General features: G+C 43.4%; 19 protein-coding genes. 10 read left to right on the forward strand and 9 right to left on the reverse strand.

Features of this window, described 5'->3' with window-relative positions:
* Positions 1-19: 19 nt before the first annotated feature.
* On the reverse strand, positions 20-1,165 hold the full coding sequence (argE, locus tag AC4IFB_RS17970) for an acetylornithine deacetylase (protein WP_490774850.1): 1,146 nt from the start codon (positions 1,163-1,165) through the stop codon (positions 20-22).
* 536 nt (positions 1,166-1,701) lie between these two features.
* Here argE and AC4IFB_RS17975 point away from each other — a divergent pair.
* Both AC4IFB_RS17975 and trhA read left to right on the forward strand, forming a co-directional pair.
* Positions 1,702-2,121: a PilZ domain-containing protein gene (locus AC4IFB_RS17975; RefSeq protein WP_490780919.1), complete on the forward strand. Its 420-nt coding sequence runs from the start codon at positions 1,702-1,704 to the stop codon at positions 2,119-2,121.
* Positions 2,122-2,351: 230 nt separating this feature from the next.
* Positions 2,352-3,020, forward strand: coding sequence for a PAQR family membrane homeostasis protein TrhA (trhA, locus tag AC4IFB_RS17980; protein ID WP_490774852.1), 669 nt, complete (start codon positions 2,352-2,354; stop codon positions 3,018-3,020).
* 8 nt (positions 3,021-3,028) lie between these two features.
* On the opposite strand, the gene AC4IFB_RS17985 is transcribed toward trhA, so the two are convergent.
* Positions 3,029-3,349 carry a hypothetical protein gene (locus AC4IFB_RS17985; RefSeq protein WP_490780920.1) on the reverse strand — a complete coding sequence of 107 codons (321 nt, stop codon included), beginning with the start codon at positions 3,347-3,349 and terminating at the stop codon, positions 3,029-3,031.
* A gap of 365 nt (positions 3,350-3,714) precedes the next feature.
* On the opposite strand from AC4IFB_RS17985, the gene AC4IFB_RS17990 reads away from it, so the two are divergent.
* From AC4IFB_RS17990 to AC4IFB_RS18005, 4 genes are all read left to right on the forward strand, one after another.
* Positions 3,715-4,104: a DUF302 domain-containing protein gene (locus AC4IFB_RS17990; protein ID WP_490774854.1), complete on the forward strand. Its 390-nt coding sequence runs from the start codon at positions 3,715-3,717 to the stop codon at positions 4,102-4,104.
* A 236-nt stretch (positions 4,105-4,340) separates the two neighbouring features.
* Complete coding sequence (locus AC4IFB_RS17995) at positions 4,341-4,904, forward strand: outer membrane beta-barrel protein (RefSeq protein ID WP_490774855.1); 564 nt, start codon at positions 4,341-4,343, stop codon at positions 4,902-4,904.
* A 616-nt stretch (positions 4,905-5,520) separates the two neighbouring features.
* Positions 5,521-6,480: a DUF535 family protein gene (locus AC4IFB_RS18000; protein ID WP_490780921.1), complete on the forward strand. Its 960-nt coding sequence runs from the start codon at positions 5,521-5,523 to the stop codon at positions 6,478-6,480.
* Between the two features lie 180 nt (positions 6,481-6,660).
* Positions 6,661-7,989 carry a M1 family metallopeptidase gene (locus AC4IFB_RS18005; RefSeq protein ID WP_490780922.1) on the forward strand — a complete coding sequence of 443 codons (1,329 nt, stop codon included), beginning with the start codon at positions 6,661-6,663 and terminating at the stop codon, positions 7,987-7,989.
* 81 nt (positions 7,990-8,070) lie between these two features.
* Here AC4IFB_RS18005 and AC4IFB_RS18010 read toward each other — a convergent pair whose 3' ends face one another.
* The 3 genes from AC4IFB_RS18010 to AC4IFB_RS18020 form a co-directional block, all read right to left on the reverse strand.
* Positions 8,071-8,265, reverse strand: a complete 195-nt coding sequence (locus tag AC4IFB_RS18010; RefSeq protein ID WP_490780923.1) for a diguanylate cyclase domain-containing protein — start codon at positions 8,263-8,265, stop codon at positions 8,071-8,073.
* 486 nt (positions 8,266-8,751) lie between these two features.
* A complete protein-coding gene (gene dbpA / locus AC4IFB_RS18015) occupies positions 8,752-10,131 on the reverse strand; it encodes an ATP-dependent RNA helicase DbpA (RefSeq protein ID WP_490774858.1) in 1,380 nt (459 codons plus the stop codon).
* 151 nt (positions 10,132-10,282) lie between these two features.
* Positions 10,283-10,954, reverse strand: a complete 672-nt coding sequence (locus AC4IFB_RS18020; RefSeq protein WP_490774859.1) for a cysteine hydrolase family protein — start codon at positions 10,952-10,954, stop codon at positions 10,283-10,285.
* A 500-nt stretch (positions 10,955-11,454) separates the two neighbouring features.
* Here AC4IFB_RS18020 and AC4IFB_RS18025 point away from each other — a divergent pair, with 500 nt between their 5' ends.
* Positions 11,455-13,152 (forward strand): hypothetical protein, encoded by a 1,698-nt coding sequence (locus tag AC4IFB_RS18025; protein ID WP_490780924.1) that lies wholly within the window; start codon positions 11,455-11,457, stop codon positions 13,150-13,152.
* A 137-nt stretch (positions 13,153-13,289) separates the two neighbouring features.
* A complete protein-coding gene (locus AC4IFB_RS18030) occupies positions 13,290-13,721 on the forward strand; it encodes a hypothetical protein (RefSeq protein ID WP_490774861.1) in 432 nt (143 codons plus the stop codon).
* 138 nt (positions 13,722-13,859) lie between these two features.
* Here the strand turns inward: AC4IFB_RS18030 and AC4IFB_RS18035 are convergent, their stop codons facing one another.
* Both AC4IFB_RS18035 and AC4IFB_RS18040 read right to left on the reverse strand, forming a co-directional pair.
* Positions 13,860-14,618, reverse strand: coding sequence for an START domain-containing protein (locus AC4IFB_RS18035; RefSeq protein ID WP_490780925.1), 759 nt, complete (start codon positions 14,616-14,618; stop codon positions 13,860-13,862).
* A gap of 540 nt (positions 14,619-15,158) precedes the next feature.
* Positions 15,159-15,995, reverse strand: a complete 837-nt coding sequence (locus AC4IFB_RS18040; RefSeq protein ID WP_490780926.1) for a MipA/OmpV family protein — start codon at positions 15,993-15,995, stop codon at positions 15,159-15,161.
* A gap of 433 nt (positions 15,996-16,428) precedes the next feature.
* Between AC4IFB_RS18040 and AC4IFB_RS18045 the strand changes: the two genes are divergently transcribed.
* Positions 16,429-17,400, forward strand: a complete 972-nt coding sequence (locus AC4IFB_RS18045) for a TAXI family TRAP transporter solute-binding subunit (protein ID WP_490774864.1) — start codon at positions 16,429-16,431, stop codon at positions 17,398-17,400.
* 63 nt (positions 17,401-17,463) lie between these two features.
* Positions 17,464-19,185: a TRAP transporter permease gene (locus AC4IFB_RS18050; RefSeq protein ID WP_490780927.1), complete on the forward strand. Its 1,722-nt coding sequence runs from the start codon at positions 17,464-17,466 to the stop codon at positions 19,183-19,185.
* A 460-nt stretch (positions 19,186-19,645) separates the two neighbouring features.
* Here AC4IFB_RS18050 and AC4IFB_RS18055 read toward each other — a convergent pair whose 3' ends face one another.
* The gene (locus AC4IFB_RS18055) at positions 19,646-19,999 is read right to left on the reverse strand and encodes a copper-binding protein (RefSeq protein ID WP_490774866.1); all 354 of its coding nucleotides are present in this window, start codon (positions 19,997-19,999) and stop codon (positions 19,646-19,648) included.
* 11 nt (positions 20,000-20,010) lie between these two features.
* Positions 20,011-23,202, reverse strand: a complete 3,192-nt coding sequence (locus AC4IFB_RS18060; RefSeq protein WP_490780928.1) for an efflux RND transporter permease subunit — start codon at positions 23,200-23,202, stop codon at positions 20,011-20,013.
* Positions 23,203-23,222 lie beyond the last annotated feature (20 nt).

The raw sequence follows: 23,222 nt of genomic DNA on the forward strand, positions 1-23,222 counted from the left end.
ATAAGCCACTTTCTAGGCACTAATAACAAAACTCCTTAACCACGGACTGTATCAGGTTAATCGCAGGTTGAATATGCTCTAGGGGTATATACTCATCTGGTTGGTGAGCTTGATCGATACTACCTGGACCGCATATTACTGTTTGCATGCCCATGCTATTCAAATAGGGGCCTTCTGTACCAAATGCCACTGCACCGGCCTCAACTCCGGTAAATTTTTCTACTGCCCTGACTATCTTGGCATCTCTTGCTGTCTCCATTGCAGGAATACCGTCAAATACCGGGACACTCTCCCAACTCAGGTCGGTCTTAGAGAGCGCGCGAGCAACTCTTTCATGCAGTTCGTCTCTTAGAGACTTTAAACTCATTCCCGGCAATGGTCTTAGATCAAACTGCAGTTCACATTTTCCACAGATACGGTTGGGGTTGTCTCCACCATGGATGTGGCCCAAATTAAGTGTTGGTACATCGATCTCAAAAGCTGGATTCTGATACCGATTTTGTAAGTCTGAGCGCCAATTGAGTATTTCTCCGATCACCAGGTGCATGCCGTCCAGGGCATTGATGCCAAGGGATGGATTACTGGAGTGTCCCGATTTACCGGTAAGTTTGACCGACTCCATTGAAACTCCCTTATGCATCCGAATTGGTTTCAGGCTGGTCGGTTCACCGATCATGGCATGGCGGCCTAATTGGCGATGCAGTTCTGTGAGGGATTTTGCACCACACATGTCGCTCTCCTCATCTGCCGTTGCGATGATCACAAGAGGGTGTTTAAGTTGATCTAGAGGTAATTCTCGAATCGCTTCGATAACAACTGCGAAAAAGCCCTTCATGTCAGTGGTGCCGATACCGTATAGACGGTTCTCCTTTTGTTGTAGTTTCAAAGGATCTGAACTCCATTTCTCTTCATCAAATGGCACTGTGTCTGTGTGTCCTGAGAGTACTAGGCCGTCACTACCTTGGCCGTAGGAGGCAATTAGATTCATCTTTCCTGGACGACCTGGTATCTGTTGTATCTCAGTGTCAAAACCTAAGGAGCTGAACCAGTTGTTCAGTAGCTCAATAACCTCGCCATTACCCATATCCCAGGTGGGATTTACACTACTTACAGAGGCTGCGCCCACAAGACGGGTTAACATTTCTATATAATTTGGAATTTTCATAGATCAGATTTTGTGGCTATAGCCTGGAACAAGCAAGCTGAACGTCTTTTAATATTTAACTATTCTGAGATTTCGAAAGTAACTAATGCTATCTATTATGCAGATAAGCAGATTCACCAACTGCTTTTATTAACCCGGCGACTAAGTATGTTGTCTTCAGCCGGAGTGTGCCTGCCTGCGGCAAGGCATCAAAACGCCGCTGTAGCTCTCCTACAGCAAGTTTTGATAATGCAGTCTGCAGGCAGGCACACTTCGGCCTCTCTTTTAAAAATCATATTGTTAGGGGGGCAAGCCTGCTCTTGCTCGGTGTTGCGGCTCTTGGCAAGGGAGCAACCATTGCCTGCACCCCAAGGGCGCTTCCTGCGGGGCGCGAGCCGCGCCTTGATCAAGGGCAGGCTTGAAACCCTGAAGACGACATACTTAGTCGCCGGGTTAATAGATGCTATGATGTTAAGATATTAGTCAAATTAATCCTGTAAGTTCTGATACCTCTAGCGATATAAGTGCTCTGAGATTACTGAGTAACCGATAAATCAATGCGTCTATACATCAGACATCCTACCGACGTCCCCATCGATTTTCAGTTGGGTGGCCGGGCATCGGCTCACAGAAAAATGTTGACCAATTATAGCGAAGGGGGTCTTTGCTTTCTTGCCGATGATGAAATAGAGGCCGGTACAGAAATCCACATTGCAATCCCTATTACGCCTCCGCAATTTCATGCGACAGGTGTGGTTGTCTGGTGTCGACAGGAAGATAATTGTTTTCTGGTTGGTGTAAAGTTTGTGGAAGAGCAGACGGCTTATGCAGTACGCATGATTGAGCAGCTCTGTTATATCGAACACTACAAGCAGACAATAAAAACAAGGGAAGGGCGGATGCTTTCCGGGGAAGAGGCTGCGCTTGAGTGGATTGAGAAATATGCAGGGGATTTTCCAATTCAAACAGAAGATTAAGCTTGGTTTTACTAAATAGTGATCAGTAGTTTTCTATGATATTCTCAGTGTCCGGTGATTTAAAAAGTTATTAAATGATATTCCTGCTTTATACGGAAAATCCTCATTAAATCCATATAATACATATACTTAATATTTAACATGCATGGGATTTGTGTTCTATAACTCTGCATGAATGCTGGGGTATGATTTGAGTGCCAGATATACGCGTAGTTTCTAGGAGACCTGCTATGCAGACCGAATTTGCAGGAAATCGGTACACACTGGGCGAGGAGATAGCTCATGCTGTAACCCATGGTATAGGCATTCTGTTGAGTGTTGCAGGGTTGGCGTTGCTGGTGACATTTGCTTCACTGTATGGAGATGTCTGGCATATCACCAGTTGCAGCATTTACGGTGCTACGCTGATCTTGTTATACACCGCCTCCACCCTATATCACGGTATTCCCTATCCAAAGGCCAAAAGCCTGCTACAGCGTTTTGATCATGCTGCCATTTTCCTGCTCATTGCGGGCACCTATACTCCCTTCACGCTCGTAAATTTGCGTGGTAGTTGGGGCTGGACGCTATTCGGTCTGGTGTGGGGAATCGCCCTTGTCGGTGTTCTGCTGGAGATATTTCGCTACAACCGGCTAAAGTGGCTCTCTCTTACACTCTATTTGGGATTGGGCTGGCTGGTAGTTATCGCGATCAAGCCGTTGATTGATTCAGTTGAAACTGGAGGGGTAGCGCTGTTGCTCGCCGGAGGTCTTTGTTACTCCTTAGGTGTGATCTTCTACATATGGAGGCGTTTGGCCTACCACCATGCAGTTTGGCATCTGTTTGTCATGGCAGGGAGCGTTTTGCACTTTTTCTCAGTATTTTTCTACGTCGTACCATCTGCGTCTGGTGCCTCCTGATTTCTATCTCATGCCATATAGTAACCTGCAGCTGCTGAGCATAGTCCCAAAATAAAGAAGATTGTTGCCGAAGACTTCCACATTGTGTAGTTGAGGGTCAGGGCATTTTTATTGTGCAGTGCAATAGTTAGAATGCCGGAAACGAAAAATATAACGCTGGCTACATAAGCAATAATTTGAAGATACTCAATTTTTACCTTGCTTGATCCCTGCACGCCTCCTCCAATAGTCTCGAATTTATTGGCCAATAGGGGATCACTCAGCAGCAGTAGAGTGAAAAGTAGTACCAGAGGGATCCAGGGTAGAATATTTTTCGATTGCGGTTTCATTGTCCTTTTCTCTCAGAGCTGCCAAAACCTCTGACTATATATAAAGGTCTGTTTAAAGTAGCCCTCCCTGTTTTAAAGCCTCCTGCTGACGTGTGGACGCCAAACATAGAAGTATTTCCATGTAAATAATGATATTTATAGTGAGTTTATCGACAGTTAGCCATTTTTATTGAGTTTTTTGGTGTCATGCTCAATAAGCTTGAGATGATTACTCTACTTGAGAGGCATCTGTTGGTCTGATTTTACCTATTAACCCGGCGACTAAGTCAATAATCAGGATACTCAAGCCTATAGATATTGTGTCAGAATAGGGCACAAATACCGATATGTGTCGGTGACTATAAGAACAGTTAGGAGATTGCCCGATGTATAGTTTTAAATCACGTCTCGATGGTGACATTGAAGCCATTGAGCAACGTGTTGTAGAGGCACTGAAAGTTGAAGGTTTTGGCGTTCTGACAGAAATTGATGTCAAGGCTACTTTAAAAGCAAAGCTTGGTGTTGAAAAGAGGCCGTACAAGATTCTGGGGGCCTGTAGTCCACCTTTAGCAAATCAAGCGATAGATGCTGAGCCCGATATCGGCTTGCTTTTGCCCTGTAATGTGGTCATCCGGGAGGAGGAGGATGGATCAGTGGTGGTGGCTTTTATGGATCCTGTAGCTGTATTGAAATTGGTTGAACAACCTATGATTGGTGACCTGGCCGTAGATGTGAGGCAACGCTTGGAGCGTGTGCGTGATGCAATAGAGAGATAGCATTGTAATAAGGTGTCTCTAAACTGCTGATAAATCAGTTTATTAGTAAGAAATACGCCGCTACTGGCTTGTGTATGATCACAGTAGCGGCCTCTCTTGTGGGGCTGTGATCACTACCCATAGACCTCTATTTGATATAGACAATTAATTATTGACGAATAATTCACAAAATATCTGCACGTATTCATATATTATCGTCGGGTTTGATTATTAAGTAACTATTTCGGGAAGAAATTATGAAAAAATCTATCATAGGATTGATAGCGGTCGCTGGATTTATCTCTACAACCCCACAGGCTTGGGCAGATAGTGACTGGAATTTTTTACCAGTAATGAGTGATGGTTTTAATCCTGACCTAACGCTCTCGGTCACTGGTGGCATCATGGATCCGCAAACTCATGGTTTGGACACCGATTTGGTGTTTGGATTAGAGTTGTCGATGAACTGTCTATTACTCGATCCTCCTCTAGGAACGATTCGTCAACAATTCAGCTTTTCCCACTATGATGATGGTGGTCTGGAAATTACAAGCTTTGAGATGAATCCTCACTACTTATATAAGGTCGACAACAAATTTTCTATTGGCTTTGGCCCAGGTATTGGCTATGTAGATGCCGATGGACGGAATGTAAATGAAGGTACGCTGGCTTTACAGGGTGGCATTAGTCTTCACTATAAAATGAGTGATCAAATCTTTCTGGGCGCGGAAGCTCGTTATCAATGGACAAAAGATCTTGACGATACCAAAGACGATCTAAAGAACGCACGTATATTCGGAAAAGTTGGCTATCGTTTTTAAGCTTGTTTAGCTCCAGAGTGCCCCCTTCTATCAAGAGAGGGGCATTTAAAAATATTCTTTTGGAATAGTTTAAAGATATTAGTTCTAAGGTGATTTATTTTCGTTAATTTCATTTTCTTTCGTGAATCCTTCTTCTTTACTATTATTTAATATAAATTCTCAACGTTCCCCATTAATTTCGATCATTATCGTGTTAACTGCTTTCCTTTGCCAAAGAGTTACGAGTAATAAAAAGGACTATACAGCAGAAAATAAGAGGGCTAAAAATACAAATCATCAGAGTGTCATATAAGATTTAATTTCTCCAAATGTATGACACTCACCCTCTCCCCAGCCCTTCTCCCATCAAGGGCGGGATGGGTTAAGGCTGATTGTTGAGGAAAGGTGTTTTATCGGGGTGGCGACGATAAATTCTAGAAATATTAGAGTTATATTATGTGTTCGGATATACAGTAATGTAGCTGATAATTTAGTAATTTGGATTTAATTTAAAATGATTATCTAAGTCGCATGTGGATTGACAGAAATAATTAGGTAGTAATTTAAATATTAACCTAATTAAATAGTAAGTGTTTTTTCTTGTGCATGGACTTAAATAAATGGAGCTATATCGTTGTTGGATAAGTTAAATTTAATTATTAAAATATCTAATGCTATGACTGTTGACCCGGAAAATAGAAAGTCACAGTTGAGTCCGATAAAGTATGACTACATTAAAGGCCGAGTCGCATATTATATAATGGTGTTACTCAACGCTAAAGAAATCGCACGTCTGTCCAAAGATGATCTGGTTCAGCTTGAATATTTATTTATTAACCATCAAGAAGCGCTTCCAAGTGTATTTTGGCCATATCAGCACTCAGAGTGGGGTCTTAAAAAACGTCTAAACGCTTTATATAATCATTTCAGAACGCAGTTATTGGTAAATGATATATTTATTATTGAAAGATATAGTAGTAAGACTATTGCTTCACTGAGCGAATTTTATGATGGAATGGATCTGGTAGTAGACCGTAACGGTATCTTTTTGAGGGAGGGGATGATTACGCTCAGTATCAATATATATGATGAAAGAATATTTTCAATTGCTTTTTCATTAATGGAAGATGAGCTATCCAATCTGGTTTCTATAGTCGGTGCAATTCAAGGTCGAAGGATGGTTGATATTAACCCACTATATCATGACATCACAAAAAAAATGTTCGGTATAAGGCCACGCGATCTTACGGTTGAATTATTTCAAATGATTTGCAGAGCGACAGGAATCAATAAGATTTATGCAATATCTGAGATATATCGTCAACAGATGCACTACTTTTACAGCCTTAAAGACAAAGAAGATTTTTTGAAGTTAAATTATGATGAGGTATGGTCTGAAAGAGGTGGTGAATGTTGTAAAAAAGGATTTTATGAAATTCCTGTTCACCCAAAGAGAAGAGCAATTGAAAGTATTGTCGCTAAAAAAAGGTCTATGTATAAAAAAAGATATGAGCTCTTAAGTCGTGTTGAGAAAAAAATAGCAGAAGATATGAATGAAGGGTATGACAGTTACAGTTTAAGTGAAGTTATTGGCTGATATTTTATAGTTTATATTTTATAAAATTAGACTGTATATTCTATGTAGAGTAGAGTTTTTGTAACGTCCTGTTTAGGATTGGGTAGGAATTTATAGTTAAAATATCATTATAGATATTTTAAATCTGTAGAATGTGCTATTAAGGGTAATAAATCATTAATTAAATCAAGTGGAATTTATATGATTTCAGGCCGTCTCTACTATTCGGAATCTAGTATAGGATGTCTGTTTTTTATATTTGTATTACTAACTGGATGCAATAGTAATTCTGATTCGTCATCAAAAGATAATTACTCTGACCGGTATAGAAATATACATTTCAATGATATCGCTCTTGATATACAGCAGCGGCGAGGAGAGGCGCAACTTACAGTAGCAGGTTCATATGTGAGTCAGGGAATCTCATTGGATGTGGGGGATCTTCTGATTGAAGAGGTGTTAGTAAATGGAAGCGAGCCTGATTACCATATTAGTGTTGACCGCTTAGATATTAGACTACCTAAAACAAGCCAAGACGTAGTTGTTTCTGTAAGTTATACTTTTCAATACCACGAAAAATTTAATGGTGTGAGTAGTGCTGGTCACTCATTTACCTGGCCTTATTATTGCGGGAATGTTTTTCCGTGTCATACAAATCCTTCCAGTGGCAGTAAATATAAATTGAAGATAAGTGGAGTACCTGATGGTTTACAGGCAGTCTATCCTATCGAAATAAATACTGAAGCTCCTTCATATATGCTTGGTTTTTCTATTGATGACTACAGTTACTTGAATCTTGGAATAACTGAGCATGGCACTGAAGTAGGTGTCTACTATCGATCAGAAGAGTATTCAGAAGCAGTTCAAGGAACACTCGATCTTAAAGAGATTATTAACTGGTTTGAGCAGAATGTTGGCGCGTATGCATTCGGTGATCATATGGCCAGTGTATCTGTGGCCTGGAAAGATGGGGGTTACGGAGGTATGGAACATCACCCATATTGGCATATCAGTAATACAACCCTCGCGAATCTATCTGTTCATGTGCATGAAGCGATACATGGATGGTTTGGTAATAGCGTTAGAATATCGTGTTGGGAAGAATTGGTTTTATCGGAAGGTATAGCTTCGTACCTTACAGCCAGAGCTATTGAAGAGATAGTAGGCGAAGCTGAAGCAGATACTGTCTGGAGTAAATACTACACACAACTGCAGAACCTTCAAAATAGCAGTGATAATAAAATAGCTTGGCCTGACGGGTGCGGTAAACTCGACATACTTGAAGATGAGCTATTTGGTGTAGCTCCATATATGAAAGGTGCGTTTTTTCTTAAAGATCTGGAAGGTGTAATCGGGACAGAGTTATTAGATCAATCACTGCGAACACTCTACATGACAAAAAGAGGGCAGGCCGTTCGTTTCTCGGAATTTCTCGATATAATAGATCGTGAAACAGGATTTGATCCCAGGAATTGTGCATATGGGTGGTTAAGGTCAGAGTCACTGCCTGAGAATAATAACTGTGGATAGCTATCATTACCAGGCAACGAATATCCCAACTTGTTGGGTGCAATACTGCCGCTTCGTACAGGAATCCCTATCAGAGGTTCTCTAAATAGATGAGAACTCAATGTAATTCCTGCCACCTTCTTTGGCTTTATAAAGAAGCTTGTCACTTGTATGAATTAACTCTTCTATATCTGAGTCAAGATCGGGGTATGTAGTAACTAGTCCAATAGATAAGCTAATAGTATTACTGATCGGTGAATTAGGGTTTGGTATTTCTAACTTTCGAATATCATCCATAGTTCAGTAGTAGAGTGACACGGATACTCTAAATAAAATTCAGATCTTTTATTATCGATTATTTCTTGAATAATATCAGCCAGAGAGATAATGTTATTACCACCATCGATACTACAACTCTCAATATATTTAACACCAATCCACTCTTTCTGACTGGGTATGCCATTATTTATTCCAAAATCAATCCAGCTTTAATTTACATAGACGATCACGCCACTCTGATCAAGCACGGCAATATGATCAGGAATGGTATTTAAAATGGAAATGTGAAAATTACTTGTTTGACTCATGTTTTTAGAATTAAAGACTACGTCATCATGTAAAGTTCAGTTGTTAGAATAGGTATATTTACTACCATATTCTTGCAGTTTAGTACGTATTTATACTACCAACTGAGTGGTATTACCCTAAATATTGTCATATTTTGTTTCGGTGTATAAAGTAAAGGAAGCACCTGGAGATTGATTCTAGAGTGATACTTTAGGATTAGCTAATCATACGTACCTTGAAGCGTCTACCCTTGATTTTGTCTTTTGAAAGTGTTCGAAGGGCAATCTTTCGGATACTTCGGTCAATCGCTACATAAGCAATATGGTCGAAGATATCTATCTTTCCTACCTTGTTTGACGGGATGGTCTTATCTGCTGTAAGTGCGCCAAGAATATCGCCAGGGCGTAACTTTTCTTTTCGACCGCCATCAATACAAAGCGTAATATTCTTTGCATTTAAGCTGAAGCCCTCTGGTAGTTCAAGAGCTGGGGACTGTTCCAGTCTAATATCACTCTCTAAATAGTTTTCGATAGCATTAACCCTACTTGCTTCAGAAGAGATAAACAGGCTAAGCGCAAGTCCCTTGCTGCCTGCTCGCCCGGTTCGGCCGATTCTATGGACGTAGATTTCAGGATCACGTGGTAATTCATAGTTAATTACTGCGCCAAGTTCCTTGATATCAAGTCCTCGGGCAGCGACATCGGTTGCAACCAGGACAGGCACACTACCGTTAGCGAACCTTACAAGAACCATGTCACGATCTTTTTGATCAAGATCGCCATGTAAGGCAAGTGCTTGAATCCCGCTCTGTTGTAATATTTCAGATACCTCCTGGCATTGGAGCCTAGTCTGACAAAAAACAACGGTAGAAGCGGGTTTGTGATGTGCTAGCAGTGAACTAAGTGTTTGATTACGTTTTCCTTTTCCTACCTCATAGAAGAGTTGTGTAATCTTAAGATCTGTATGATGAGTATCAATAGTGACCTCAACAGGATCAACTTGAAACGACGAACTTATATCCGCTATTGATTCCGGGTAAGTTGCAGAAAATAATAGTGTTTGTCGTTGTGAACGAGTATGTTTGATGACCTCTGTAATGTCATCATTGAAGCCCATGTCGAGCATTCTGTCCGCTTCATCGAGTACGACACATCGAATACTTCCAAGGGATAGTGTGCCTTTGGATAGGTGTTTAAGAATTCGCCCTGGGGTACCGACAATAATTTGCGCTCCATGTTGTAGAGAGCTGATCTGTGGCCCGAAGGGTTTCCCGCCGCAAAGTGTGATTATTTTTGTATTTGCATTCGTTCGAGCGAGGCGTCTTAACTCCTTTGCAACCTGGTCGGCTAGTTCGCGTGTTGGGCAGAGAACAATTCCTTGTGCATTGTAGGTACTTTGATTAAGCGCATTGAGTAAACCAAGCCCAAAAGCGACTGTTTTTCCACTACCTGTCTTGGCACGGGCAATGAGATCCTTACCGGCAAGAATATGGGGCAAGCTGGCAGCCTGAATGGGGGTCATTTGGTGATAACCGAGAGACTCTAGATTACTTAATAAAGAAGAGTTTAGGCTCAAGGTGGAAAATCTATTTGTCATGGGTTGGTGGTCTGGTAGTCAAAAAGGCGGAATAAATCGTTGACACTCTATTGTAACATCTAAGCAGCTCGATTTATGTATTAGTATTAGAACTAGGAAAATTAAAAGTGGCTCGAAGGATTAATCGCAACACGGATTAGAAATTGTATAGTTACAATTTCATGATCTCGAATAATTCTGAACTTGACACTACATGACAATATATCATGTTAATTATTTCAAGCTCTCTGTAATGAAGTTCATCAGTCCCTGCAGCGCAGCAATCTTCCACAACGATAACATTAAAGCTCTCGTCAGCGAGGCTTCTTACAGTTGAAGAGACGCATTGGTCAGTAAATATGCCACATAGAACAACATTTTCTATGCCCATATTCTGAAGAATAAGTCTAAGATTAGTACCTGTTAGTGCACTGTCAGTGGTTTTAGTAACAACAATTTCATCTTTGATCGGTTTTAGTTCAGGAACAATCTGCGAGTCATTACTATCCTTAGGTAGCAGTAGGTAGTTCCAGCCAGGTTTCTTCTGACTGAGTGAGCGGTCACGGCCGTCTGGAAGCTGGCAGGCAATTCGTGCATGTATTACGTCAATATCATGCTGACGAAAACGTTTCTGTATATCCTGGGTAGTAGGGATGACAATCTCACGCATGCGCTTTTGAAATGGTGCCCATCGCTTATATTCAATCGGATCTTTTGAGGGTTGAATATATGTGTTTTGTATGTCGATCGTTAGTAGCGCAGTTTTATGGTATTCAAGGTTGAGGTCTTCAGGTTCAGGAGCGCCCTGGTAGTAGAAAGAGCGATAAGCATTTTTCCAGTTCATTGATATGCCTTAATGTAACTTATAGACAAAGAAGAGCCGAGCAAGGCTACCAGTCAATGTCAACTATGTGGAATTTTAGATCTATTTTCATATATCTGTTTATATTAAAGAGTCGTAATTTAATATGACGACACTATGGCCATAGAGAGTCAACTAAAAAAGTAAATATGGTGACTTGTCAAAACGCTTAATAGTGGCTCTGGTGTCGTGAAATCCTACATCTGCTCACGTGTGCTAAATGCATCTATAGTTGTTCGTTCGAAATAGTAGCATCATCAGTCTCAAATACGAAGTAATCGATCTAATAAATGCCTGTTATACAGTGACTTGTATATAGTGCAAAGTGCCACTCTAGAATGTCGGTTTTAGCTATATTGAGTGTTATAGTGGTTGGTTTTGGTAGTGTAGCAATAACTTCATCCAGGGTGGGGTATGTGTCAGTGGAAAGTCGCTTTGTATTACACATATACTATTTATGTCCAATTAGAATAGAATTAACTATGAAAAATATAATCTTACTGAAACGACAATTCCATCTGCCTTATCTGCTGACTGCCGTGATGCTACTCACTACACAGTCATTTGCTGAAGATAGTGCTGTAGAGCCGCTTACAGAAGATAGTGGAGAGAAGGCTACTCTTACGACACTTAGGGATCTTGTAAAACTACAGGCTAATCTCAAGAGTGATATTACAAGTCTCAGTAAGGAGGCCAATGCCTCATCGAATTCTGATGCAGATAAGAAACGATTGCTCAAAGAGTTGGAAAAACTAGAAAATGACCTCAAGACAACAGGCGCAAATCTTGAAAATATCGCAGCTGGTGTTGATCTAAGTACTCTTCGAGAACAGGAAGATATCAAATTCAACATACAGGAGGAGCTTTTTGCACTACTGAAACCAGCGCTTGATGAAATGAAGGAGATGACAGTACGTATTCGTCAGAAATCAGATCTGAAAGAGAAAATTGGATACTATTCTGAGAGGCTGGAAGTCGTAGACACAGCGCTTCACAATATTAATGAATTGCAACAACAAAGCGAATCAAAGAATCTGAAATCTGCACTTGAACAAATAGCAGAGAGGTGGAAGAAAAAACAGGCTTTTATGAAAAGTGAATTGCAGTCGGCACAATTCCAACTTGATAAATTGCTGGCTTCAGAGGCCTCGATTACTGAGGCATCCCAAAGTTACCTTAAATCTTTTTTTCAAAAACGTGGTCTCTATTTGACAGAGGCGTTGCTAACGGTAATTGCTATCATGTTACTGTCTCGTATCAGCTATAATACCATGCAGCGTTATATCCCAGGTTTTAGAAAAAAACACCGTAGCTTTAGAATTCGAATGCTGGAACTCGTGCATCGGTTTGTGACTATCCTGCTGGTTATCCTTGGTCCGATGATTGTCTTCTACCTGGTTGAAGACTGGGTATTATTCAGTTTAAGTATACTTCTGTTATTAGGTTTGGCTTGGACACTCAGACAAGCTGTTCCGAGATATTGGTATCAGGTTCAGCTTTTTCTCAATATAGGTTCAGTTCGAGAGGGTGAGCGAATAGAGATGGAGGGCATACCTTGGCTGGTTGAACAGATCAATGTCTATTCGACATTGATAAACCCGACAGCAGGCATCAGGCAGCGCGTACCTATCGATAATCTGGTTGGGTTGAAGTCGAGGCCTGGTCACCCAGATGAACCTTGGTTTCCATGCAGAAAAAATGATTGGGTTCTACTCAGTAGTGGCGTTCGAGGTAAGGTATCAGGAATTTCCCACGAAATGGTTCGCCTTATTGAACGGGGTGGGGCACAAGTTACTTATCAAATGTCTGATTTTCTGTCAGGTTCGCCAAGAAATTTGTCAAAAAATTTCCGCCTCAAAGAGATTATAGGGATAAGTTACAATTTACAACAACAGAGTACGTCAGTAATACCCCAAGCTCTTGAAAAACATATACAAAAATGTGTAGAAGAGGAGGGATATGGTGAGCATCTGTTAAACCTGCGTGTAGAGTTTGCGGCCGCTAACAGCTCCTCACTTGATCTGGTGGTAATCGCAGATTTCAGTGGAGAGTTGGGAGATCTATACAATCGCCTGAGACGTGCAATTCAGCGTTGGTGCGTTGATGCTTGCAGTAAAAACGGGTGGGAAATACCTTTCCCTCAAGTGTCTCTGAGTGGTGGTGTAAAGCATATTGAATAAGGTTAAATATAAGGGCTCTACTACTACTTATTATTAATCTCAACGATGAGAGAATTATATTCTTCATTTCTGGTTCAGGTTTCGTTCATCTAGGTGTAAGTATTATTGCCATACAACCTAGAAAAACGGAGTCTATGATGAAACATTCTGCCCCTATCACCTTAGTATTATTTGTTCTTCTTTTATTTGCCGGTTCAGCTTCTGCAAAGAGCAATGCCTATGATCAAGGATATCAAGCTGGATATGGTGATGGCTTGGAGGACGGCTATGTCAAAGCATACAAACGTAGTTATCGTGAAGGGTATAGAGATGGATCGAACACCTATCGAAGTATGCACAAAGATCAATCATTTTCAGAACGAGATTATATTCGTGGATACAAAGTAGGTTATGAAAATGGTTATCGTAAAGGAAGCAAAAAAGGTGATCGCCATGGTTATAATGATGGCTACGATGAGGGACGTATGGATACATTGAGAGATAAAATGAGAAAGAAAATGCGTCGCAAGCACTGTTACCATTCACATCGTACTTTCGGAAAATATCGTAACTATGAGTGTTACGACTAATGTTAAGATAAACAAATATCCCGAGCTGCTCGGGATATTTGTGTCTAAAAATAGATTAGATCTATTATAAATGAATATTATAGGCGGATAGGGTTATCTGAATGATTCATTTAGTGATTACTCTTCTAGCTGAGTTATTTAATCTGAATTATAAAATAGAAGGTTCTCTTGTTCTAAAGCAGCCTCAATCCTCTTCTTCATTTCACTTCTCGTTGCCTCAATAGAGTACTTGTCCTCTCGAACCATGGCTATCATACCTTTCAGGGATAGAAAAGAGGCTTTTCTTGTCACACTATTTGTGATGAAACCGGGAGCAAAGCCCCCAGGGTCTGAAAAGAGAGTAAAGGTTACTTTTGTATTATCGCGATCAACCATACGTAGATTCCAGCTACCTCTGAATTTATTCATCCATAGACGATTATCTCTCTTAATATCCAGCGGGTGATGGAGTGAGTTAGAGGCAACTTTTTGAAATTTAATGGTATATTCTCTGTTACTCAAATTTTCTTTTGTTGTAGCTTCTAATACTACATCACGATCACTACTGTTAAAGGGTGCGCCTTGAGCAAGGTATAAAACCATGGATGAGCCTTGCTCGTTCAATAGAGTGGCTTGTTTACATTCATGCATCCATTTTGGATATGAATCAACATCCTTCAATACTTGATATATCACTTCCACTGGGCTTTCAATAACTACTTCAGCACGTGATTCTATATACTTTGAGTTGAAAACATTTCGTTCATATCCGACTAACCCATTCTCCCTCTTGTACTCATTCCACGGATAATCCTGCTCACTATGTTTGTCTGCTTTTGCTGATACTGTGATAAGCAGTATTATTAAAAATAGTATGAAGTTCAATCCTGCTGGAGTAGGTTTTGTGTGAGTTTGCACTATCAATATTTCTCCTAAGTTATTGAATTCCCTTTTATCCTTAGGTGGTGTGTCCTCTCTGTCCTACAAAATAAAAAGACTATACTTAGTGTAAAATAACTTCTAAATTACCAATAATAAAGATAGAGCTAGTAATAGCAAAGGGTATTGCGCTAAGCAACAAAATAAGTATTAGAAAAACTGAGAAATCTGACCGTATAATAGCAAGAGTTGATAAACTTAAACCTACAAGACCAAGTGCTAGTGCAGCGAAGTAGTAGTTCCTAACGCACTCGGATAGGCATGTACGCGTTTCAAAGTATCCTGATAGTAGATTTGAAAATGTCATTCCCAGAAATGTCCAGGATGCAATTGCTGCTACGAGCGCTAGCGGAATAGTTGGATTCATGGCATTCACCGATCATGGTCATTTGTATTACAAATATTGATCTGACCGGGATTCTTTTCAACTCGGTATATCTTGTGGTATTTGATCGAGTTAACTTGCGAAATAGAAACTTCTCTTAATACCTCAAAAGCAGAATCATGGGTGGTTATAGACTAATCAATAACATTAACCCTTGTTTTGGATTCACTAATAATCCAGCTGATTGCAATACCAGCAGCTAAAAAGCTGTCATCAGTTATCAGCGGGCTATCCTCGAAGACGGCATTGCTCAGAGTGTCGTAACGTAGGAAAGCACCAACCCAAAATCTGTCATATCGTTTGGATAGTGACATCAGAAACTGGCTTCCGCTGTAGCCGCCATCTACCTCATAGGCAGGTCGACTGCTTGTGGCATACTCAGGTGCAACACCATAAAAGTAATCGTGCTGTCTTTCAGATCCATAGATAGGGCCTGCGATCACACCAAAATTCCAGCCTGGCATGGCGGGTAGGTCTGTGATGTCGAGGTTCAATTTCGGGGAGAATACCCAACCAACCGATTCTGGAGAGCGTTCGACAGTGAGTGCAGCGCGGGCAGGCAAACGTAGTTTGAGACTGCGTGTGCTAGCCTCATTCTGCCAGAGCTTGATGTCGACCTGAGGACCGAACTCGAAAGTTGTCTTGAGGTCCGGCATACCCTCCCGTGCATCTATATCATCACTGTTGGTAGGGGGAGAGGCCGAGAAACTAAGGGTCAAGTCCACTACCTCTGATTCAAACAGACTGCCTCGAATGCCATGGCGGTCAGCTTTAAAAAAGTCACCATGATAGACAAAGTAGGGTACAGGAAGCAGGAAGTTGTGTACCTTGTCTGAACCACGGTAGGCAGGGAAGCTCATTGCGCCTACGCCTATCCCAGCCTCCCAAAGTGGCTTCTCTTCGGCATAGGTAAGCATGGGAAAAAAGAGCGCAATGGCCAGAATAATGTAATAAATAGTCGTAAATTTCATGTGGCAATTCTAGAGGAAAGACGAAATTATAGCTTCACTTTGTTAGCCTGCCGGGTTCAGCTGGAATCGTGGTTCAGTGCTTTTGTATAGTGGACCGTTTTCCCGACAGCATGGACTATGCTACTCGAATGGCTGGTGAGGGGCTAGTGGACCATGTGCTAAATATAGAATCTGTACCATATGTGGTGATTGAGTTTAAACAATCAATACATTTGCTTGACATACATCATTGAAAAACGCCTCTCAGATCTAAAAGTTCTTCTATTTCAATCATTACTGATCTAAATCTAAGGATAAGGCCCCGGTATTTCGTTATTTAATGCCAGGAAAAATTCAATTCCGAAATCGAGCAGTGCTCGTTGAGAAAAACAGGAGATTCACTTATCGGAGCGTATAAAAACTATCGGTCATAGCAGTTATAGGAGAGATAGTAATGAGAATGCACCGGAGATCATTTCTTATCAGTACAGCGGCTGTGCTCAGCGTGGCCCTGTTTTTTCCAATATCATCGTTCGCAGCAAAGAGAATTGTCTTCAGTGGTGGACCAGCTGGTGGCACCTTCCAGGTGGTTGCCAATGCAATTCAGGTCTACGGGCCGGTGAAGAAAAACAAGGCGTTCAAGGTCAAAGCGCAATCTTCAGCCGGCTCTATAGAGAATCTGCGTAAAGTCGACAGGGGTAAGGCAGACTTTGGTGTTGTCTATTCAGGTCATGTCTATCTGGGTCGGAATGGTCAGCTTAAAAAAGATACCAAAAAGTATGAGAACGTACTGGCAGTCGCCTATCTGTATGGTGCACCTGCACAATTGGTAATCCGCAAGGGCTCCGGCATAAAAAGCGTCAGTGATCTTGTTGGCAGGAAGGTGGGTGTTGGTAATGCTGGTTCGGGTGCATATGCAAACTGCGAACTATTCTTTACTCATATGGGGGTTTGGGACAAGATTGAGCAGAATGCTCTTGGTTATAACGATGCAGCTGCAGCATTCGGCAATAATCAGCTTGATGCCTTCTGGCTTTTTACCGCCTTCCCGAGTGGTGCTGTAATCATGGCAGCCCAAACCAATGACATAGATCTGGTAAATGTAGGGCAGGATGCGCTGACAAGCGGCTTTTATGAAAAATATCCCTACTTTTCAACACTGACAATCCCCTCGGAAACCTATCGAGGTGTCGATTATGATACACCTTCATTTCAAGATTCCGCTCTATGGGTTGCCAATGCCAATCTATCTGACGAAGTAGTCTACGATCTACTATCTATGATCTACACCGAGCAGGGACTGGCTCATATGCGATCCCAGAAGAAGACATTCAAAGAGATGAAAATCGAGGATGGCCCGAAGGGAATAGTTACACCAATGCATCCTGGTGCGGTCAAGTTCTGGAAAGAGAAGGGCGTGCTATAGCGTCAACGGTGCGGGAGGATAGATTGTTATTCTCCCGTAGCCTCCGCCAGCTGGACTCGAAACATGCTCTACGAGAAATTACACAGAATAGAGAAGTGGCTTTTCGATCTGTTGGCACTGGTGTTGGTTCTCTTCTATTCATATTCCGCAGTGGTGGAGCCGGCTGCAACCCAGTATCACCGCGGCATCTACATCATCATAACCTATGTATTGGTATTCTTGATCTACCGCTCAAAAAACACCTTCGGACGTGTAATGGATTACGTTCTGATTCTTGCGTCAGTCGCCTCAATCGGTTACTGGATGCTGAACTTTCAGGATATCAACTATCGGGCTGGTGCTGAGACCGAAATAGATAAAGTATTTGCCATGGTTGGGGTTTTGCTAGGGATTGAATTAGCCCGCCGGGTGGTTGGTGTTGTTTTTGTCATCATCGGTTGTGTTATGTTGCTCTACGGTGTGTATGGTGATTACGCACCGGAACTTATCTCACATGCTGGCGATACTTTCCCTGACCTATGCACCAGCATTTTCTACAAGAGTGATGGTGTCTTCGGTATCATGGCGAATGTCCTTGCCACCTATATCTTGTTGTTTGTTCTGTTTGGCGCCTTTCTAGAGCGTAGTGGGGCGCAACGTTTCTTCATCGACTTTCCCCTGGCAGCAGTGGGCCACAAGATTGGTGGTCCGGCAAAGGTTGCTGTAATTGCCAGTGGTCTGTTCGGGTCTATATCAGGCAGCGCCATCGCCAACACGGTATCGACGGGCTCGTTTACTATTCCGATGATGAAGAAGGCGGGTTTCAGGCCCCACGTGGCGGGAGGGATAGAACCGGCAGCCTCCATCGGTGGCATGTTTATGCCACCGATCATGGGGGCAGGTGGCTTTATTATGGCAGAGCTGACCGGAGTGGCCTATTCCCATATCATGCTGGTTGCACTGTTTCCCGCTGTGATGTACTTCTTCAGTGTGTTTGTAATGGTGCACTATGAAGCCAAGCGATATCATATTGTTGGTCAACGGTCTGAGGTTAGGGCGACAGAGATCCTCAAGCGGGAGTGGTTCTATATTCTGCCGCTGGTGTTGATTACTATATTGATGTTGAGGGGTTACTCACCAGGGTATTCGGCCATTGTTGGCATTGGTACCTGCATCATCGTCAGCTGGTTCCGTAAGGAAACGCGGATCGATGTAAAAGGCTTTATTGAAGCCTCGCGCAAGGGTGCCGAGAACAGTTTGAAAATCGGTGCTACTGTGGGTGTAATTGGAATCATTATTGGTGTGCTCACATACAGCGGGCTGGTATTGACCTTTGCCGATATCGTGATTGAGTTGGCTGATGGGCGACTCTTTCTGACTATCCTGTTAATTGCGCTGGCCTCTTTGGTGCTTGGTATGGGGGTGCCAGTAACGGCGGCCTATCTGATAACCGCGGTTGTTGCAGTGCCGGCGTTGACACATCTTGGTGTGAACGAGATCGCAGCCCACATGATCGTCTATTGGCTTTCACAGGATTCAAATATCACACCTCCAGTCTGTATAGCTGCTTTTGCTGGTGCTACAATTGCCAAAGCCAATATGTGGCGAACCGCTTTTGCTTCATTCAAATTCGCAAAGTTTCTCTACTTGGGGCCGTTTCTTTTTGGTTATGTTCCAGAGTTTTCACTCAACGGTTCACCGCGGGATATAATAATAGTATTTGTGCTTATTTTAATCGGCACCTGGGCGTATGGTTGGCTATTGAGTGGAATCTGGTTGAAAGGCTTAAAGAATAAAAATACCTAATTTCTTCTTTACGTCAAGACAGCTATGAAAACACTGAGTGATGTAATCCAAATGTTCTATTGAGTGGGCATCGGATATCAAGAAGTGCAGACTATAAGGAAGAGTTTGAGCGCAAAGGTGTGACTATAGAGAGCTCTTATGAGGAGCTCGGAAAGGTGCTTTCAATCTTCTCAGAACGACTCTGAAAGCCCCTCTCCCTTTACGGGAGAGGGGAGTTTCTCTCTCTACCTATTTAAGATACTGATGACTTCTAAGTTTTTTCTAGCCGTCACCCTCTGCTTTTTCATGTCTCTATTCTCAATCAACAATAGAAACCAACAGCATTTAATCAGTTACAACCGTAATAGTTAAAGTAATGGGGTAGCAGTGATTTAATAACTATCATTATCTACATCCTTGTCCATACGGATTCGGTGAGCTTAAGTGGCCGTTATAGACCACTGATTAAGTTATACTGAAACTACTCAGCGACTTTCATTGTAGAGATCCTGAACTGTTTGTCCCGACCTTTTTTCAATGTGAAGTGCACTTGATCCCCTGCCTTGAATGCAGATAGATCGACACGCTTGGTCACCGCTAGATCCATGGTCATTGCTGGCCAGTTGAGAGACGGTATTGGTTGATGGGTAAGATTTACTGTTTTTTTCTCAACATTAACCTGATGAATGACACCCATACCCATGACCTGACTGGCATCGCTGCTCATCATTGAATGGTCATGCGCAGCATGACCCTCATGGTTGGCTGCAATTAGAGTTGTGTTGATCAGAGTTGTTGTGATCAGGAAAAAATAGAGTCCAATTGGCTTTTTCATATTAATACCTCTTAGGTTTGTTTCGATGCAATAGCATCCGCTTTGGAAGTGGGGGCTGTAGCTGGTAGGTGGCGAGACTCCCAGATCAGATAGATGACTGGAATCACAATCAGGGTCATTACTGTTGTACTTAACATTCCGCCCACCATAGGCAGGGCAATGCGCCGCATGACATCTGATCCGGGGCCTTCAGTAAAGAAGATTGGAAGAAGGCCTGCAATGATTACCGAAACAGTCATCAGTTTTGGACGTACACGCAGTACTGCCCCAGCCATGATGGCTGAAAATAGGGTTTTGTGATCGACCGGTGGCAGGTTCCTTACCTGCTGATCGATATAGATCAACATCACAACTGCAGTCTCAACAGCAATACCACCTAATGCGATAAAGCCCACTGCAACTGCAACAGAGAGGTTGTAACCGGCAAAATAGACAGCCCAGAGACCACCAACCAATCCGAAGGGCAGTGCAGTCATCACCATTACCGTGCGATCACTACGTCCGAAGTGAATCATCAGCAGTACCAGGATAATTGCTGCAGCAGCAGGAATGGCGATTTTAAGTCGCGTCCGAGCCTCCAGTATCTGCTCATATTGGCCGGACCAGGTAGTAGCATAACCGGGTGGAAGTGCTACTTGATCAGCAACACGCAGGCGCGCTTCGTCCACATACCCACCAATGTCCCGGCCGTCGATATCGACAAATACCCAACCGGTCAGCCGTGCATCTTCTGATTTAATCATTGGTGGTCCGGGTGCGTATTCAACTGTTGCCACTTCACCCAGGGGGATATGCATGCCGCCTGGTGTTGGCACCAGAATATCGGTAAGTTGGTGCATCGATTCCCGGAAGGGTCGGTCATATCGAAGCATGATGTTATAACGCTCACGTCCCTGAACACTCTCTGCAACCTTCATCCCGCCCAGTGCGGTCTGTATGATCGATTGAAATACGCCAAGGTCGATATTGCGCCTGGCGAGTTCATTCCGATTGGGGATGATCTCCAGATATTTGCCACCAGTCACCCGGTCGGCAAAGGCGCTGCGGGTACCCTCTACCTCCTTCACTACCCCCTCCACATCGAGGGCGATTCGACCGATTTCATCCAGATTAGGGCCTGAAATTTTTATCCCCACTGGTGTACGTATACCGGTTGAGATCATGTCCATACGTATCTTGATGGGATAACCCCAACTATTGACCAGCCCAGGGAACTTCACCCGTTCATCCAGCGTATCTGTCAGGTCGTCAATGTTCATACCTTGTCGCCACTGCTCTCTGGGTTTAAGTCGTATCCAGCTTTCGATCATTGAGATTGGCGCAGGGTCGGTTGCAGTATCTGCGCGACCAACTTTGCCAAACACCTGATCCACTTCAGGTATTGTGAGGATCAGTCGGTTGGTCTGAGCCAGAATCTCTTTTGCCTTGCTGATGGAGACGCCGGGGAGGGTAGTGGGCATATAGAGCAACTCACCCTCGTATAGAGCAGGCATGAACTCGGTACCCAGCTTAGTGTATGGATACCAGAGACTACCGATACCAATAGCTGCCATCAGCAGGGTGATCCAGCGCTGCTTCATGGAGAAGCGCAGAATAGGCTTATAGAATGCGACGAAAAAACGGTTGAGCGGATTTACCTCTTCCCGGTGTATTCTACCCCGAATCAACCAAAGCATCAGGATAGGCACAAGGGTTACCGAGAGAATGGAGGCGAAGGCCATGGCGTAGGTTTTTGTATAGGCCAAGGGTGAGAAGAGTCGATAACTCTCACCGGTAAGCGCAAACACAGGCAGGAAAGAGACAGTAATGATCAACAGACTGAAAAAGAGTCCGGGACCTACCTCTTTTGCAGACTGAAGCAGTGCTGCATTCCGGGCCTTGCTCCCTACTGAATCAGGCATGTCGCTCAGTTTACGATGGGCGTTCTCGACCATTACTATGGAGGCGTCCACCATTGCACCGATTGCGATGGCAATGCCTCCCAGGGACATAATGTTGGCTGTGATTCCCTGCGCTGCCATGATTGTAAAAGCACCCAGAACACCCAGAGGCAGGGTGACGATGGCGACAAATGCGGAGCGTACATGAAGCAGGAAAATGAGGCAGACCAGGGCTACCACAAGGCCCTCTTCCAAGAGCTTGTGGTTGAGATAATTCACCGCTCCCCGGATCAGGGGAGCCCGATCATAGACAGTGCGGATCTCCACCCCTTCGGGCAGGCCTTGTTGCAGGGTCTCGAGTCTCTTCTCCACGGCCTCGATGACATTCAAAGCGTTCTCACCAGAACGCATCACCACGATACCGCCGACTACTTCACCTTCACCATTCAGCTCGACGACGCCGCGGCGTAACTCCGGCCCCTCGATCACCCGCGCCACATCGGTCAGCAGAACCGGAGTGCCGTTTCTTGCCTGCACTACAACCTGCTGTAGATCCTGCAAAGAGGTAATGTAGCCACGGGATCGAATCATCAGTTCGGTCTCGGCCCGTTCCAGCACCCGGCCACCCACTTCCATACTGGCTGCTTTTACTGCCTCCCGTACCCGTATCAGAGGAATATCAAAGGCACGCAAGCGATTCGGGTCGATCAGCACTTGGTACTCCCGCACAAATCCCCCAACTGAAGCCACCTCTGAAACCCCCGGTACGGTGGCAAGTTCGAAGCGTAGAAACCAATCCTGCATTGCCCTGAGGTCAGCCAGATCGTGTTTGCCACTACGATCGAGCAATGCATATTGGTAGACCCACCCCACCCCTGTAGCATCAGGGCCAAGTCGTGGCGTGGCGCTTTGTGGTAGATCTTTCTGTACCGTCGCCAAGGCTTCAGCAACCCGGCTTCTGGCCCAGTAGTCATCTACGCCATCCTTAAAAATGACATACACAAAACTGGTGCCAAACATGGAAAAGCCCCGTACCGCTTCAGTTTTCGGTAACCCCAGCAGTGTGGCGGAGAGTGGGTAGGTCACCAGATCCTCGACGATTTGCGGTGCTTGACCGGCAAAATCTGTACGGATAATCACCTGGGTGTCTGACAGGTCGGGTATTGCATCCAGCGGGGTTCGTTCCAGTGCCAGTAGGCCTGCAACAGCCAGGGCAGCGGTAAAAATAAGAACGATCAGTTGATTTTGTACCGACCAGCCGATCACGTGGGCGACGAAGGATCGTGATGGATCCTTTCCTGCGATATCTTTGTGGTCATGCATGAGGAATAGCCTGTAATAGG

The organism is Candidatus Thiodiazotropha sp. AKIB8, assembly GCF_058244675.1.